The organism is Limnothrix redekei LRLZ20PSL1 (assembly GCF_043235035.1).
GTDB lineage: Bacteria > Cyanobacteriota > Cyanobacteriia > CACIAM-69d > CACIAM-69d > CACIAM-69d.
The window spans coordinates 1-15,136 of record NZ_JAZAQF010000031.1 but is presented as its reverse complement, the minus strand read 5'-3'; the positions used below and the strand labels follow the sequence as shown (position 1 = coordinate 15,136).

The 15,136-nt window shown below is 48.8% G+C and carries 15 protein-coding genes and 1 pseudogene; 8 read left to right on the top strand and 8 right to left on the bottom strand.

The window, feature by feature from the left end; genetic code table 11:
• From VPK24_RS06510 to argJ, 4 genes and pseudogenes are all read left to right on the top strand, one after another.
• Positions 1-102, top strand: a pseudogene (locus VPK24_RS06510) (IS5/IS1182 family transposase); the annotation flags it as partial.
• A 574-nt stretch (positions 103-676) separates the two neighbouring features.
• On the top strand, positions 677-3,019 hold the full coding sequence (locus tag VPK24_RS06505) for an ATP-binding protein (RefSeq protein WP_449283919.1): 2,343 nt from the start codon (positions 677-679) through the stop codon (positions 3,017-3,019).
• A gap of 142 nt (positions 3,020-3,161) precedes the next feature.
• On the top strand, positions 3,162-4,433 hold the full coding sequence (locus tag VPK24_RS06500; RefSeq protein WP_393011487.1) for a sensor histidine kinase: 1,272 nt from the start codon (positions 3,162-3,164) through the stop codon (positions 4,431-4,433).
• Between the two features lie 339 nt (positions 4,434-4,772).
• Complete coding sequence (argJ, locus tag VPK24_RS06495; protein WP_393011485.1) at positions 4,773-6,014, top strand: bifunctional ornithine acetyltransferase/N-acetylglutamate synthase; 1,242 nt, start codon at positions 4,773-4,775, stop codon at positions 6,012-6,014.
• Between the two features lie 60 nt (positions 6,015-6,074).
• Here argJ and VPK24_RS06490 read toward each other — a convergent pair whose 3' ends face one another.
• On the bottom strand, positions 6,075-6,635 hold the full coding sequence (locus tag VPK24_RS06490) for a Uma2 family endonuclease (protein ID WP_393011483.1): 561 nt from the start codon (positions 6,633-6,635) through the stop codon (positions 6,075-6,077).
• A 58-nt stretch (positions 6,636-6,693) separates the two neighbouring features.
• Positions 6,694-7,158 (bottom strand): hypothetical protein, encoded by a 465-nt coding sequence (locus VPK24_RS06485; RefSeq protein WP_199858066.1) that lies wholly within the window; start codon positions 7,156-7,158, stop codon positions 6,694-6,696.
• A gap of 91 nt (positions 7,159-7,249) precedes the next feature.
• Here VPK24_RS06485 and VPK24_RS06480 point away from each other — a divergent pair, with 91 nt between their 5' ends.
• Both VPK24_RS06480 and VPK24_RS06475 read left to right on the top strand, forming a co-directional pair.
• Positions 7,250-7,804, top strand: a complete 555-nt coding sequence (locus VPK24_RS06480; RefSeq protein WP_099531988.1) for a type IV pilin-like G/H family protein — start codon at positions 7,250-7,252, stop codon at positions 7,802-7,804.
• Between the two features lie 198 nt (positions 7,805-8,002).
• Positions 8,003-9,430 (top strand): TIGR04283 family arsenosugar biosynthesis glycosyltransferase, encoded by a 1,428-nt coding sequence (locus VPK24_RS06475; RefSeq protein ID WP_393011480.1) that lies wholly within the window; start codon positions 8,003-8,005, stop codon positions 9,428-9,430.
• Here VPK24_RS06475 and VPK24_RS06470 read toward each other — a convergent pair.
• Positions 9,361-11,244, bottom strand: a complete 1,884-nt coding sequence (locus VPK24_RS06470; protein WP_393011478.1) for an aspartate kinase — start codon at positions 11,242-11,244, stop codon at positions 9,361-9,363. The two genes, VPK24_RS06475 and VPK24_RS06470, sit on opposite strands and share 70 nt — an antisense overlap.
• A gap of 181 nt (positions 11,245-11,425) precedes the next feature.
• Positions 11,426-11,995 carry a Uma2 family endonuclease gene (locus tag VPK24_RS06465; RefSeq protein ID WP_393011476.1) on the bottom strand — a complete coding sequence of 190 codons (570 nt, stop codon included), beginning with the start codon at positions 11,993-11,995 and terminating at the stop codon, positions 11,426-11,428.
• Between the two features lie 188 nt (positions 11,996-12,183).
• Here VPK24_RS06465 and VPK24_RS06460 point away from each other — a divergent pair, with 188 nt between their 5' ends.
• Together VPK24_RS06460 and VPK24_RS06455 are read left to right on the top strand one after the other, a co-directional pair.
• Complete coding sequence (locus tag VPK24_RS06460; RefSeq protein WP_393011474.1) at positions 12,184-12,414, top strand: helix-turn-helix domain-containing protein; 231 nt, start codon at positions 12,184-12,186, stop codon at positions 12,412-12,414.
• Positions 12,415-12,633: 219 nt separating this feature from the next.
• Positions 12,634-12,864, top strand: coding sequence for a helix-turn-helix domain-containing protein (locus tag VPK24_RS06455; RefSeq protein ID WP_393011472.1), 231 nt, complete (start codon positions 12,634-12,636; stop codon positions 12,862-12,864).
• Between the two features lie 78 nt (positions 12,865-12,942).
• On the opposite strand, the gene VPK24_RS06450 is transcribed toward VPK24_RS06455, so the two are convergent.
• The 4 genes from VPK24_RS06450 to VPK24_RS06435 all read right to left on the bottom strand — a co-directional run bounded on the left by VPK24_RS06450 (position 12,943) and on the right by VPK24_RS06435 (position 14,869).
• On the bottom strand, positions 12,943-13,284 hold the full coding sequence (locus VPK24_RS06450) for a HepT-like ribonuclease domain-containing protein (protein WP_393011470.1): 342 nt from the start codon (positions 13,282-13,284) through the stop codon (positions 12,943-12,945).
• On the bottom strand, positions 13,271-13,606 hold the full coding sequence (locus VPK24_RS06445) for a nucleotidyltransferase family protein (protein ID WP_393011468.1): 336 nt from the start codon (positions 13,604-13,606) through the stop codon (positions 13,271-13,273). Before VPK24_RS06445 ends, VPK24_RS06450 begins: the two co-directional genes overlap by 14 nt.
• Before the next feature lie 247 nt (positions 13,607-13,853).
• Positions 13,854-14,198 carry a hypothetical protein gene (locus VPK24_RS06440; protein ID WP_393011466.1) on the bottom strand — a complete coding sequence of 115 codons (345 nt, stop codon included), beginning with the start codon at positions 14,196-14,198 and terminating at the stop codon, positions 13,854-13,856.
• Between the two features lie 218 nt (positions 14,199-14,416).
• A complete protein-coding gene (locus VPK24_RS06435) occupies positions 14,417-14,869 on the bottom strand; it encodes a hypothetical protein (protein WP_393011464.1) in 453 nt (150 codons plus the stop codon).
• Between the last annotated feature and the right edge of the window lie 267 nt (positions 14,870-15,136).

The window sequence follows — 15,136 nt, the reverse complement described above, 5'->3', positions numbered from 1 at the left end:
TTGAGCAAGGACTATGAGTTGTATTCGGAGACGAGTGAAGGGATGATCTATGGCTGCTTAATGCATTTGATGGTGAGAAGATTGGCTGCTCTAGATGCTTAATAATTGATTTATAAATCAGCTCTAAAACTAATATTCGGTGTTATCTTGAGTCAGCCTACTTTTACAGAGTCAATCGCAAATTTACTTTGATAGGGTAAAGATCTCGGATTTTCTTGTGCGATTTTTTACACTCAAGCAATTTCTTTCACGAAATTTTTACAAAGCACCGATAGAGCGGGCAATCAGCAATCAACCTAATGACACAGGGGAAACGAGAGCTGCTAAATGAGGGCTGCTAGTGGATTTGTGCAAAGAGCTTTTGCACTGAGTCGCTGATCAGTTTAGCTCAGGCAGGTTGAGAAGTTACTCCTATCCCTTTCAAGACTGCTCCCACTGTCTTAGGTTCATCTCAAAATTTGCTTTGAAATGAGATGAATAAGTTACTTGATTTGTTCATAACTTGATCTGTTCATAATTTAAAGCAAATTTTACAGCCCAAGCCCATGACCTGATCACCTGCCACCGATTTCAGATTGTTATGATTTTTCACTCCCAATCAACCGACAGGAAATTTTCAGCTACTCTGCCAAGCGTTAATTCTCATCCTAGCTTGAAATTATCTCGCAACCTGCTGATGCGGTTGATTGTGGGAGGCACAGCGCTACTCGTGGGCGTAGGGGCATACATTAGCTATCAAACCGTGCGCCAAGCAACGCTGGAAAATTTGAAGCAGGATGCACTATCCCGTGTGACCAACAAGTCCCAGGATATTGATAGTTGGTTGGCGTTGTTGAAAGCGCGCATGGAAATGTTATCCAATGTTGAAGTGGTGCGATCGATGGATTGGGCGATCGCCAACCCCTATCTAAAAGCTGAAGATCAACGAATTGGAGATTTTTCGTTTCTTGGCTTCACCACAGCAGCAGGAATCCGCCAAAGCACTGTCGCCAAGACCAAGCCGGCCGATGTGCGCGATCGCCGGTGGTTTCAGAAAGCAATGGCTGGACAAATTTATGTCGATGATCCAATGATTGCTCGCATCACGCATGTTCCTGGTGTGGCCATTGCGGCTCCTATTTTTAGAGATCAAAACTCAAAAGCAAAACCCGCCGGGGCCATTCATGGGGTGGTCACGATCGATCGCATCAGGCAAGTCATTAATCAGTTGAAATATGGCGATCACAGCTATGCTTTTGTCCTCAATTCCAAGGGCGAGGCGATCGTGCATCCCAATTCAACATTCATGTCCACCATAGACAAGCCCGCGCCGAGCTTGGTGATCGCCCAAGACGCAGGATTGGCCCACATTGCTCAACAGATGGTCAATCGGCAGCAGGACATTCAATTAGTCAAAATTGACAGACTTGAGAGCTATGTGGGTTTTCGACCACTCACTGAAGCTCAGTGGTCTGTGGCACTGGTGATTCCGCGCCAAAATATTGAGTCTCAACTTCAGCTACTAGATGGCATTGCGATCGTTGTTTTGCTCCTAGTGGGTACGCTGATTGGTGTGTTGGTCTATGTTCAATCCACGGAGCAAGCGCAGCTCAAACAATCCAAGGCCGCAGCGGATTTTGCTAATCAGTCCAAGAGCGAATTTCTATCTAACATGAGCCATGAGTTACGCACGCCTCTGAACGGTATTTTGGGATACGCCCAAATTCTCAGTCGTTCCAAAACTTGGGGCAAAAAAGAACAGGATGGCATCCAAATTATTCATCAGTGCGGAACTCATTTGCTGACCTTGATTAATGACATTTTAGATCTTTCTAAAATTGAAGCTCGTAAGCTTGACTTGGCGGTCAGTGAGTTTCATTTACCCTCATTTTTGCAAGGCGTTTGCGAAATTTGTCGAATTCGTGCTGAGCAAAAAGGCATTGCCTTTATTTATCGAGCCGATTCAGATTTACCGATCGGGATTCGCGCCGATGAAAAGCGATTACGTCAAGTTTTGATTAACCTCCTCGGCAATGCAATCAAGTTCACTGATAAAGGACAAGTGACCTTTCGCGTTCAAGCCCAAAAACTCGATAATCAGTCCCTGTATCGCCTGCGATTTCAAGTCGAGGATACGGGCGTGGGGATGACACCAAAACAATTGGAAAAGATTTTCTTGCCATTTGAGCAAGTGGGCGATAGCAAAAAGCAGTCAGAGGGCACGGGTTTAGGACTCACTATCAGCCACAGAATTGTGTCTTTAATGGGGAGCCAAATTGAAGTAGAGAGCACGCTGGGCCAAGGCAGTACTTTTGGGTTTGATGTTCAACTACCGGAGGCCAAAGAATGGGCAACCGCCTCTAGAACGATTGACCAAGGAACTATTGTGGGCTATGAAGGCAATCAACGCACCATTATTGTGGTAGACGACCGTTGGGAAAACCGTTCTGTGATTGTTAGCCTCCTAGAACCGCTTGGGTTCAAGGTTGTGGAAGCCCAAAATGGTCAAAATGGTTGGGAAACTGCGCTGACCCATGCTCCCGACTTAATCATTACGGATTTGATGATGCATGTCATGGATGGCTATCAACTACTCAGACGCATTCGCGCTTCTGAAACTTTGCGAAATGTTGTGGCGATCGCTTCATCAGCCAGTGTCTTTGAAAGCAATCAGCAAGAGGCGATCGATGCGGGCGCTAACTTGTTTTTGCCCAAACCAGTCCAAGCTGAAGTGCTGCTTCAAATCTTGCAAGAGCAACTTAATTTAACTTGGGTTTATGAGCAAGCCACCGCTCTTGATACTCCTTTAGCGACTGAACCCATTCAGGCTCGAGATGTTATTTCTCCTGCTTCAGAAATTGTGCAACGGCTGCACGATCTCCTCATGGACGGTGATACTCAAGAAATCTTATCAATGGTTGCTAAGCTGGCAGAGTCTGATCCGACTATGGCACCTTTTTCTGAGCAGGTCACTCAATTGGCGGCTCGCTTTCAGCTCAAACAACTACAAACATTGCTTGAACGCTATATAGCTCAATAGCAATTTTCTCAGTTGAGATTTTTCCCCTCAGTTTAATGATCTTCAATATTCCAAAATATTCCAAGAAGATCTAGCAGATTTTGGGAAACGCTCGCATAGTCTCTCCTACTCACTTGATGATCAAATCAACTCCTGATGGCTTATGTCAGCATCTGTGTCGAATGAATTTATTTTAGTTGTGGATGACAATCCAACTAATTTGGCAGTTTTATCAGAAGCGCTGAATAGTGCTGGGTTGCGCTTTCGCGTGGCAATTGATGGTGAAAGTGCTCTGGCCCAGGTCGATCGCAATCTTCCAGATCTTATTTTGTTAGATGTCCAAATGCCAGGTATTGATGGTTTTGAAACCTGTCGCCGCCTCAAAGCCAATCCACTCACGCAGTCTATTCCTATTATTTTTACAACTGCCTTTTCAGACACGGACAATAAAGCTAAAGGCTTTGCCCTCGGAGCAGTAGACTACATTCCCAAGCCATTTGATCAAACAGAAGTTTTAGCTCGGTTACAGGTTCACCTCAAACTCAAGAAATTAACAGAATCCTTGGAACATCAAGTTCATGATCGCACAGCCGCCTTGCAAAAAATGCAAGTGCAGCTTGTTCAGCAGGAAAAGTTATCAAGTCTAGGAGAAATGATTGCGGGAATCGCACATGAAATCAATAATCCCATTAATTTCATTGCCAGTAATGTAGATCCACTGCGAGAGCACATCAATAACATGGCGGAAATTCTGCGGATCTATCAAAAAGAGCATCCGCAGCCTTCACCAGAATTAGCCGCTATTTTGGAAGATTTAGAACCCGATTTTATTTTTGAAGATAGCCTCAAGATCATCAATTCTTTGACTCTGGGAGCTGAGCGAATCCGTGGAATTTCCACATCACTTCGCACTTTCTCTCGTTCTGATACCGAAACTAAAATTCCAGCGAACTTGCATGAAGGTTTAGACAGCACCCTGATGATTCTGCAACATCGCTTGAAAAGTAGTGATCATCGTCCTGCAATTTCGATTCTCAAGTCCTATGGTGAATTGCCACTACTGCCTTGCTATCCAGGACAAATCAATCAGGTGTTTATGAATTTGCTAGCCAATGCGATCGATGCCCTAGAGGAGAGCGCACTGAAAGGCCAAACCCTTAATTCTGAGCTGCAAATTCAAATTACAACTCAGACCACCAGTGATCAGCAAATTGTGGTCTGCATTGCTGACAATGGAATTGGTATGAATGAGTTAGTCAAGCAACGATTATTTGAGCCGTTGTTTACAACCAAGCCTGTTGGTAAGGGTACAGGACTCGGACTAGCGATCGCCCATCAGATTGTGTCTGAAAAGCACAGCGGCACTTTGGAGGTGCAGTCAGAACTGGGTCGAGGCACTCAATTTTTAATTCGTTTACCGATTAATCCAAAATGAATCGGTTAGGAATTACAGCAATTTGTCGAGATCGCAAGCCATTGCGATCAAGCAATTTTGGAATTGGAGTTACATAAATTGCGATCCATAAATTGCGATCGAGCAATAATTTATCTTGCGAGCGATCACACAATCTTGCTAGCCCCAAGTGTTGGTCAAGAGTTAGTCAAGAACTGATTAATATTTACATTATCCATTAGCTCTCGCTGGCAAACTTCATCAATACTTGCATCGTGATCCCGTGACAGAAACAGCGCGATCGCCCGAAATGACCTTGCTATAATCACCCAATTGCCCGGACTCTGGGCAACTTAGCAATCGTGAAAGGGCGATCGACTCATGGCAGATTGGCAAGTGATTTCTGGCGGCGTAACGGCTCCTAAGGGATACAAGGCGGCGGGCATTACGGCGGGCTTGAAACCTTCGGGCGCGCCAGATTTGGCCCTGATTTATTCTGAAGTGGAGGCGATCGCCGCCGGGATTTTTACCACCAGCCAAGTGCGCGCCGCCTGCGTGGACTACTGCCGCGATCGCCTGCAAGCCAAGCCCAGTGCCCGGGCCATTTTGGTGAATGCAGGTCAAGCCAACGCCGCTACCGGAGCGGCGGGTGTGGCCGACGCGGAAGAATGCGCCCAACTGTTGGCAAAGGAACTGGATATTGATCCCGGCGCGGTGCTGTTGGCTTCCACAGGCGTGATCGGTCAGCGGATCAAGATGGAACCGATGAGATCGGGCATTCCGCAGGTGGTGGCGGCCCTGTCCGATGAGGGGGGAGCCAGCGCCGAAAAGTCGATTTTGACGACGGATTTGGTCGTTAAGTCGATCGCCCTGGAAACCACGATCGGCGATCGCCCCGTGCGGATTGGCGGCATGTCGAAGGGGTCGGGGATGATCCACCCGAACATGGCGACAATGTTGGCCTTTGTCACCTGCGATGCGGCCGTGTCGCCCCACCTGTGGCAAGAGATGCTGTCGCGGGCGGGCGATCGCAGCTTCAACCAAATCACCGTCGATGGCGACACCAGCACCAACGATTCCCTGTTTGCCCTGGCCAACGGTCAATCGCGCACCCCGGCAATCACCCAATGGGGCCCGGAAGCCGAAAAGCTAGAAGCCATGCTGACGGAGGTTTGTACCCACTTGGCCAAGGCGATCGCCCGTGACGGGGAAGGAGCCACCTGTTTGATTGAAGTGGCCGTCAGCGGTGCGCCCGACGAAGCCGCCGCCCGCGCCGTCGCCAAGACGATTGCCGGTTCCGCCCTCACCAAATCCGCCATCTTCGGCCGCGATCCCAACTGGGGCCGGATTGCCGGGGCCGCCGGTCGCGCTGGCGTAAAGTTCGACCAAAACAACCTGCGGATTCAGCTCGGCGACATTGTGCTGATGGAAAACGGGCAACCGCTAGCGTTCGATCGGATGGCAGCCCACAACTACCTGAAGTCCGCTGCTGAGGGTGAGTACCTGAAAACCGATACCGTGGCGATCGGGGTCAGCATTGGCGACGGGCCCGGCTCCGCGAAGGCTTGGGGCTGCGATCTCAGCTACGACTACGTGAAGATCAACGCCGAATACACCACCTAATTCTGATGGTTGAATCCCGTTAGGCAAGGGGCTTCAGCCCCTTGTCTGGGGTGGTAATTGTTAGGGCATTTCATCGAGTCCAGCGTAGAGATCCTCGATCGCAATGGTTAAGCCAATACTGATTAATTCCACCCGATCGCCCGCTTGATAGATTTGGCCTTCCCAGCGATCGCCCGCCACCCGCCGCCAACATTCCACGGCGACTGTTTCTTGGTCGATTAAGACATATTCTTCGAGGGTTTCGATCGCTTGATAATCCTCAAACTTTGTGGTGCGATCGAATAATTCTGTGGAGGGCGATAGAACTTCTGCAATTAGTTTGGGATAGCGTTTGACATAGCGATCGGTGCGATCACGTGGATCACAAGTCACGAACGCATCGGGATAGTAGAAGAAGCGATCGGCATAGCTGACTTTCACATCGCTGCCATAGAATCGGCAATCGGTTTGGCGCAAATGCCCATGAATCGCACTCAGTAAGCTAGTGCAAATTGCATGATGATTTTCACTCTCATTAGCTATAACGAAAGCCAATTCATTACGATATCCATAGCGGCAATCACTTTGTTCTTCAAGTATCAAGTAATCCGAGACGCTAAATCCGCCGGGAAGTGCAATCATCGTCCCAATTATTCCTGTGCTCTAAAGTTTGCATGATAATTTCTCAATTAACTTAAATCTAGTCATCCTGCTGCGATTTGGTAGGAATTTCAAGCTTAATCATAAAAACTAATTTGTTGTGCTCAATATTGATATTGGTGATGTTGATTGTGCTTGCATTGGGATCGACATCGCGCAATTGAGCAGGCTGCGGGATCTTGTATCCAGCCGATTCAAGCAGTTGCGGAACTTCACGCCAGCTACTCAGTTTGGTATTTCCCAGCCCCACTAGCTCTTTGACATAGCGATACACAGTGGCAGCCAGGTCTGTTTCTACGCCATTGGCTTGCTTTTGTAACTGATCTGCAATCTCCCCTGGGCTATTTCCACACAGAATCCCTCTCAAGTGGACTTTCTCAGTAGGTGTCAAGGGTTTGCCCTTGGTGGAAGACAAATCTCGATAAAGCAGCTTCAGATCCCAGGCTTCAGCCGCTTCCACAAAAATTTCTGATGGATGCCGAATCGATGCAGACTGATCTGTCATAGTAAAGATTCTGATTGGTTATAGTGGATATGTGATTTTATTTTGGGTATGAAATTACTATCACCAATAATACTATCTTTCATTCCAAGTCATGCAATCTGAAGAGCAAATCAAGAAAACAAACATCATTGTTGCTGGAGTGGGACTCGGAGTCATTGTTTTAGGTGGAGCAACATATATTGGGTTACTAGCTGTGGGTATGGAACAACAAAAAGAGAAATTAAATACTAGCGGTGCAGAAACGTATTTTGGAGTAATCAACAGAAGCGTTCAGTCTTTTTACGTGGAAGAAGGCAGGTTTCCACAAAATTTTCTAGAACTGACCAATAAATATCGGGGATTTTCATCAGCTTATGTATCAGGAAATATGCTAGAACAACTTGAGAACTCAAACATGAAAATTTCGGGATATGAGTTTAACATGAGGTTGGTAGATCAGAATACTGTTCATGTCTCAGCAGCACCACTTTACAAGGGTAACTATTCTACGATTTCTGGAGGTGTTTTCATAATGCGTGATTACCAGGCTAATGCAAAAATTTGCAAATCTCAAAGATTTACCAATGGATCAATTGAATTTCCTGAGCGTGACACATCAGGTGGGTTAACCTGTCCATCTGGCTATGATGTGCCTAAGTCTCGATGAAGCAACAGAGTGGTGGTTCTGTGTATTAAACTCAAGTTAAAGTATTTTGAAGCTTGAATTTAGAAAATTAATCGGTCGGCAATTAACTGGCTAAATGCTTGATTAAGCCAGGATAAAATCAACATCCTAAATTGCCCCATTTGTAGTGTAGTTTCCTTATTGTTGGGTAACTAACCATCCGAATGGGGATTATTTGCATTGAGCTATTTAAAATTAACGATCGCCCTATTTGTCAAAGCGCCCGAATTAGGTCAGGTTAAATCGCGGCTGGCCAAAACGATCGGGGCGGATTTTGCGACGGAATTTTATCGATCGATGGGGCGAGATTGGTTCGATCGCCTCATCGCATTTACCGATTGCCAGCAAGCCGATATTCGCGTGTTTTATGCGCCTGACTCGGGGCGATCGACCGTGCGGGATTGGTTGGGCTGTAACGATCGGCAACTGGCGGCCCAGGGCGATGGGGATTTGGGCGATCGGATGGCGCGGGCGTTCACAACTTGTTTTGGACAGGGGAGCGATCGGGTCTTGCTGGTCGGTAGCGATAGCCCCGATTTACCTGATGAAATATTGACCCAGGCGGCTGAAGCCTTGATCGCAACGGGCGCGGCGATTTGCCCCACGGAAGATGGGGGTTATTGCTTGGTGGGGTTTAGGCGCGATCGCTATTTACCCGCCATTTTTCAAAACATGATTTGGAGTACCGAAACAGTTTTTTCGGAGACGATCGCCCGGTTCCAATCAGCTAACCAACCAGTCGCAATTCTGCCCCATTGGTACGATATTGATCACGCAACCGATTTAGATCGATTCTGGCAAATAAATCAGCAGAATTCGGCTCTGAAACGAGCAATAGCAACGTTGGCAAAAATTCGACAGCCGATCGCAATTTCCGTGATTATGCCGGTGCTAAATGAAGGGGAACGGATTCAAAAAACGCTTGATCACTTAGTAGAAATTGCCGGACAGATTCCCTACGAAGTGATTGTGGTGGATGGAGATCGGTCGGGGTCAACCTTGCAGTATTTGCCCAGCGATCGCCCGGTGCGAGGCATCACGGCGGCGCGGGGTCGGGGTCTGCAAATGAACGCAGGCGCAGCGATCGCCCGAGGGGAAATTCTGCTATTTCTGCACGCCGACACGCAATTACCCACAACGGCGTTTACCCAAATCACAACAACCCTAAAACAAACGCTCAACGTAGGGGCGCACGGCGGTGCGCCCCTACCCGAAGATGTGGTGGGTGGTGCGTTTGACTTATCGATCGCCTCGTCCCGCTGGATCTTGCAAACGATCGCCCGGGTGGCTTCGGCACGATCGCGCCTCACCCGGCTGCCCTATGGGGATCAGGCGATTTTTATTCGGCGATCGGCCTTTGGGGCGCTGGGCGGCTACCCGGAAATTCCGATTATGGAAGACGTGGCCCTGATGCGATCGATTCGGCGGCGGGGCTGGCGGATTCGGATTTTGCCCGATCGGGTGCTCACCTCGGCTCGGCGCTGGGAGCGTGAGGGCGTTTGGCGCTGCACGCTCCGCAACTGGACGATTTTGCTCGCCTATTTTGCCGGGGTCAGTCCATGGACGTTGCTGGCCTGGTATTCACCCGAAAGATCAAAGGCTTCGTGAACCGCCTTCAGGGCTTCCACACCTTGATCCTGTTCGACCACGCAACTGATCTTGATCGCCGACGTGGTGATCATTAGCAGGTTGATCCCCTTGGCCGCCAAGGCGTTGAACATTTGGGCCGCTACGCCGGGCCGGTTGATCATCCCCGTTCCCACGGCGCTGACCTTCGCCACCTGGGCATTCACCACCACTTCGCCCCAGCCGAATTCCTGACCGGCGGCCAGCAGCACGGCGCGGGCGGCTTCCGCATCGGTGGCGGCGGTGGTGAAGGCGATGTGGCGGGTGGGGGAGCCGTTGACGACGATCCGCCGCTGGGACTGGACAATCGTATCAACGCTGATGCTCTTGTCCGCCAGCAGCTCAAAGATTTTGGCGGCCATGCCGGGGCGATCAGGCACGTTGCGGACGGCGATTTGGCTTTGGTTGCGATCGAGTGCCACGCCGCGCACGGGCGGCTCATCGGGGCTGGCGGGCTGGTCGATCGGCAGCACCTCCGGCAAGAACTGATCCGTATCTAGCTCAAAGGTATGGCGCAGGGCCGCCACCGCCCGCTGACAGAGCGCCTCCAAATCCCGATCGGCTGCGTCGTCCCCGGGAGCGATGATGCAACCCACCTGCACTTCCGAGGTGGAAATGGTTTCAATATTGATCCCCGCGTCGGCCAGGGTCTTGAACATTTGGGCCGCCACGCCGGGCCGGCCAATCATGCCCGCGCCGTAGATGCTGACCTCGGCCACATGGCGATCGACCACCAATTCCGCTTCGGCTCCCTCCGTTTCCATCGGGCGCGTCGGTTCTGTCCGCAGGGTCGGCGCGATCGCCCCGGCCATAGCTTCAGCGCGATCGGCTTCCTGCTCCGTCACCGTGAAGGCGATGTCGTTGGTGTTGCCCTCGTGGATCGACTGAATAATCAAGTCCACATCCACCGCTTGCTTGGCCAGCTCCCCGAACAGCTTGGCGGCGATCCCGGGGCGATCGGGTACGCGCAGCAAACCGATTTGCGCCTGGTTCGTGTTGTAGCGAATGGCATCCACCGGCCGGGCAATTTCCAGGTTTTCCAAGGGGCGATCGCCCACTGGCTGCGACACCACCCGCGTTCCGGAATCAGTCGTCCAGCTCGACTTCACAATCAGCGGCACACCGTAATTACGGGCAATTTCCACCGCCCGAGGATGCAGCACCTTTGCCCCCAAGCTAGCCAGCTCCAGCATTTCATCGCAGGAAATTTCCGCCATGATTTGCGCTTCCGGCACCAGGCGGGGATCGGTGGTCAGCACCCCTGGCACATCCGTGTAAATTTCGCAGGCATCGGCCCGCAAGGCCGCCGCCAGGGCCACCGCCGACGTGTCCGAGCCGCCGCGCCCCAGGGTGGTAATTTCCAAATCATCGGCATTCGAGATTCCCTGGAAGCCCGCCGCCACCACCACTTTTCCCTCATCGAGGTGGCGACGCAGCCGATCGGGATCAATGCTCAAAATCCGCGCCCGCGTGTGGGACGCTTCCGTAACGATCCCAATTTGTGCGCCGGTTAGGGAAATCGCCGGTTGGCCCGCCGCCTGTAGCGCCATGCTCAACAGGGCGATCGACACCTGCTCCCCGGTCGAAAGCAGCATATCCATTTCCCGGCGGCTGGGTTGGTCGCTAATTTCCCGCGCCAGGGCCACCAGCCCATCGGTGGTTTTGCCCATGGCCGAAACCACCACCACCACGGAATTTCCCGCTTTCACCGTGTCGATCACCCGAGCCGCCACGGACTGAATCCGCTCGATCGAGCCAACCGACGTGCCGCCATATTTCTGAACGATCGTTGCCATTGGTCTTTGCCCCCACAACCGCTAAAGGTGCAAAAAACTTTACCGGAAACCGTCGCCGGCCGCCGCTGCCCCGTCTGCGATCGGGGCTACGGTTTGCCCAGGTTTCCGATTCTTTTTGGGTTCTTGACCATCTCGATCAAGGTTGGGATCAGCTCAAAATGAGCCTTGCAAAACAGGTGATTCAACCGGGCAATGATACGTCTTCGTACAAATTGTTGATCATGCCTTGCCAATCAATGCTTTGGAAAAAGACGCGATCGCCCGGGCCATACCACTCCAAAACCCATCGATTATTGTCATCGCGGCGAAAGCACTCCACTCGCATTTTATCTTGACTAATTAGCACATATTCTTTCAGGCTTTCTAAAGCAGAATAGTTGAAGAATTTTTCACCGCGATCGCGCAGCTCCGTGCTATCGGAAAGCACTTCAATAATTAATTTAGGAAAGCATTTGTAATAGTCTGTGTTTTGATCGCGTGGGTCGCAGGTGACGAGCAAATCAGGATAGTAAAAGCAATTATGGCGATCAACTCGTACTTTCATATCACCGGTAAATAGCTGACAACCTTGCTGACGAACGGATTTTAAAAGCAGCGCCGTTAAGGTTGCCACGATCGTGCAATGGGCACTACTCGCACCCGCCATCGCTACAATTTCTCCATCAATATAGTCATGCTTTTGGGTGGATTTTGCCTCCTGTTGTAAATAGTCATCGGGGCTAAGGAAATATAAATCCTGTTGAGCAATCATGGACTTTTTAATTTCTCCTGATTAATTGCTTTCAGTGCGACATCGATCCTAACTTCAGTGTAGCAATGTGGTTGAGATGAGCGGCTAAAAGCAGTCATAGGGCGTAATGGTGACTGTCAACCTTTAGGATTCCGTCAGCTACAGGGATATCATTTACGGAAATCCAGACCTTTGAGACGATCGAGGGCATGGGAAAAGCCGGCCGCGTTTTAAAACAAGTGCTTGAGGATCACGAGGTGAGCCAATACTCCCTTGCGATGCAGATGGAAATTGAACGCACCAATGTTTATCGCTGGTGCAAAGAAATTCGCGATCCAACCGCTGAAACACTTTTGGAAATTGTGAAGGCCTTGAAAACGCTCAAGCCCGAAGCAGCGCGGGACTTTGTGCAGCGCTACCTTGGCGAAGTGGTGGAATAGTCGATCGCCCTTGTCAGCTCCCCGCTGGACTTGCCAGCCCTCATTGATATCACGGTCACATCATTCAGCATTTCGTAGGGTGTGTAGGGCAACGCTTGCTTATGCCCAAGATCTCGTTTTTGCCCTACGCACCGCTGCAACCGGGATTGATCGACGGTGCGTGGGAGAAGTACAGTCACGATATTTACCGGATTAAGATTCTTTGACAGGATTGGGGGCATGGGAAGAGCAGGAAAAGCCCTCAAATCCGTATTAGAACAGCACAAAATCAGCCAGAACCGGCTGGCGGTGCTGTTGCAAGTTGATCGGTCAGTGGTTTTTAAGTGGTTTCACGAGCAGCGCGACCCTACGGCTGAGACCGTTGTGGAGATCGTCACAGCTTTGAAAGGATTGAACCCCGAAGCTGCCCGCGACTTTGTGCAGTGCTACTTAGGCGAGCTTTTGGAATAGCTGATCGCCCTTGCCAGCTCCCCGCTGGATTTGCCATCTCTTATCGATATCACGGTCACATTATTAAGTATTTCTTAATTATTCATTGATGCCAATAATAGTTTCCAATGTAGAAATCAATTTTGGTAGGGCCAGGTGAATCGTATCCCAAAGCGTGATTAAGTTGATGCGATCATATTCATGGGCGATACGGTTTCGCATTCCGATGATTTGATGCCAAGGAATTTCAGGCATTTCTGTCTGAGATGTCTCGGAAATTCTACGAGCGGCTTCACCAATAATTTCGAGTTGGCGAGTGACGGCTGCTTGGCGCATTAGATCGAGTTGAAATTTGTCCCAATCGACATCAGCTACAAATTCTTGGGCTAATTTTGCAGCTTTTAGCATGTCTAATAAGTAGTTGTGTTCACGAGGCAGCATAGATCACCTTCAAGGAGCTGAGGATTTCTTGCTTACGCAGATGATTGTTGCTTTGCTCGATGCTGCCTCGCTCAACTAGGTCTACATCTCTACCAAAAATGCTTTTAAAATCATCTTCGATGTCAACGAGATCCAATAGTGTCCAGTGGGCTTCTGGATGGAAAACTACCAATACATCAACATCGCTATGATCAGGGCAGAAATCATCTCTCAGCACTGAGCCAAATAGGGCAAGTTCTGTCACGTTCCACTTTTGGCAAGCTTCTACAAGGCGATCGTAGTCAATGAAAATCTTGGTGCTGGTTTTTTGGAGGGTATACATAATCAGGAAGTCCCGAGTTTAAGCTGATGATCATGCAGGTATTATCAATTATTGACCTCATTTTTAAGATCAAACTGTTGACAAGATTAAATTGTTGATCAATTACGGTGGCGAGGGATGATTAATAAAAAATCAGTGTGTATTTTGCAAAATAGCAAATGTAGAGTGTTCAGGGCAACGCTTGCTTATGCCCAAGATCTCGTTTTTGCCCTACGCACCGCTGCAACTGGGATTGATTGACTACGTTCTAGGTTCGGCTCAGGTATTTGAATTTTTCGTCCTCGATTAGTTTTCGCAAATTTTGCAAAATTCTGAGGGCGTAAGATGCCGCTAAATAGTCCTCTTTGGGTGATGAGTGGCTTAACTGGCTGAGCATTCGATCGCTTTCTTGGACAATGGCATCGCGGAAGAAGTTACTGAGTTTTCTGCGGTTGCTACCCATCAAGGGAACTACCGCAATTTTGGTGATTTCACCGTCTATCTCCATATCTCGTTCTTCAGACTGACCAATTTTGGAAAATTCTGAATGAGTGAGCCATTGATAAAGCTCATCGGAAACATCAACAATTTCCTCTTCTTCTCCACTATCCAAATAAAACGAAAAACTCAGCATTGGCTACTGAAATTATTTTCAAAATTAACTACTGTGATGCATTCTGGCAACGAAGGATAAGCAAGAGAAGATCTATAATCATTACTGTTGGCAGCTATTTCTTGATTTTTAAATTTTCTTTTCCGAATTCAAAAAAGTGAGACTGAGAAACTTTAAACTAATACTTCCTGAAATTTGTTTTAGAAGTCAAGCTTTTTTCAGATGGCAATTAGTTTATCTCGACTAATGTTTTGCAAGACACTAATTTGTCCGAGTCGCTGAAACTCTTTACTGCTTTTGTCTGCCAAATGCAAGACCCAAGGTAATCGACAGGATTTAAAGCCACTAGCTGGGTGTAATTTAGTAAGATGGTAAACCTGTAGAGCCAGTACTTCTAAAGATGTATTACCGTGTTCATGAAGTACTCGCAAAGGTCTTGCACTGCCAAGATTTTTGTTGATTGCCTCAGTTGTAATTAAGGTAAATGATTTTTCTTGTGGGTAGAAAACAACACTACCCACATAAGCGTCGTAGTACGATACCTTACCATCATCTTGAAAAACTTCGCGTCCCATCCTGCCAGCGCCGCTTTTACGAACCCCAACAATATCAATATCAATTTTTTTTTCGGCAAGTGCGTGGATTGTGTCCTGAAACTCACCCTCTTGCACTAAACCATCACGAAGACAGAGTAACTTGTTAGGATAGCGACCACAAGTTTCGTAAAATTTTAGAACCAGCTTAGATACTGTTTGCCAAACTGCTTTTCCAGAGAAGGTTTCTCCTTTTTGAATATTTGGCAGCTCCCAACCTAAGAGCTGATTTATAAATCAATTATTAAGCATCTAGAGCAGCCAATCTTCTCACCATCAAATGCATTAAGCAGCCATAGATCATCCCTTCACTCGTCTCCGAATACAACTCATAGTCCTTGCTCA

What these genes read in the sequence shown, in the direction of transcription:
- VPK24_RS06465 (WP_393011476.1), bottom strand. Translation starts at nt 11,995, where the DNA reads ATGATTGCTCAACAGGATTTATATTTCCTTAGCCCCGATGACTATTTA.
- argJ (WP_393011485.1), top strand. Translation starts at nt 4,773, where the DNA reads ATGGCAGATTGGCAAGTGATTTCTGGCGGCGTAACGGCTCCTAAGGGA.
- VPK24_RS06480 (WP_099531988.1), top strand. Translation starts at nt 7,250, where the DNA reads ATGCAATCTGAAGAGCAAATCAAGAAAACAAACATCATTGTTGCTGGA.
- VPK24_RS06455 (WP_393011472.1), top strand. Translation starts at nt 12,634, where the DNA reads ATGGGAAGAGCAGGAAAAGCCCTCAAATCCGTATTAGAACAGCACAAA.
- VPK24_RS06490 (WP_393011483.1), bottom strand. Translation starts at nt 6,635, where the DNA reads ATGATTGCACTTCCCGGCGGATTTAGCGTCTCGGATTACTTGATACTT.
- VPK24_RS06450 (WP_393011470.1), bottom strand. Translation starts at nt 13,284, where the DNA reads ATGCTGCCTCGTGAACACAACTACTTATTAGACATGCTAAAAGCTGCA.
- VPK24_RS06505 (WP_449283919.1), top strand. Translation starts at nt 677, where the DNA reads ATGCGGTTGATTGTGGGAGGCACAGCGCTACTCGTGGGCGTAGGGGCA.
- VPK24_RS06460 (WP_393011474.1), top strand. Translation starts at nt 12,184, where the DNA reads ATGGGAAAAGCCGGCCGCGTTTTAAAACAAGTGCTTGAGGATCACGAG.
- VPK24_RS06470 (WP_393011478.1), bottom strand. Translation starts at nt 11,244, where the DNA reads ATGGCAACGATCGTTCAGAAATATGGCGGCACGTCGGTTGGCTCGATC.
- VPK24_RS06445 (WP_393011468.1), bottom strand. Translation starts at nt 13,606, where the DNA reads ATGTATACCCTCCAAAAAACCAGCACCAAGATTTTCATTGACTACGAT.
- VPK24_RS06485 (WP_199858066.1), bottom strand. Translation starts at nt 7,158, where the DNA reads ATGACAGATCAGTCTGCATCGATTCGGCATCCATCAGAAATTTTTGTG.
- VPK24_RS06500 (WP_393011487.1), top strand. Translation starts at nt 3,162, where the DNA reads ATGTCAGCATCTGTGTCGAATGAATTTATTTTAGTTGTGGATGACAAT.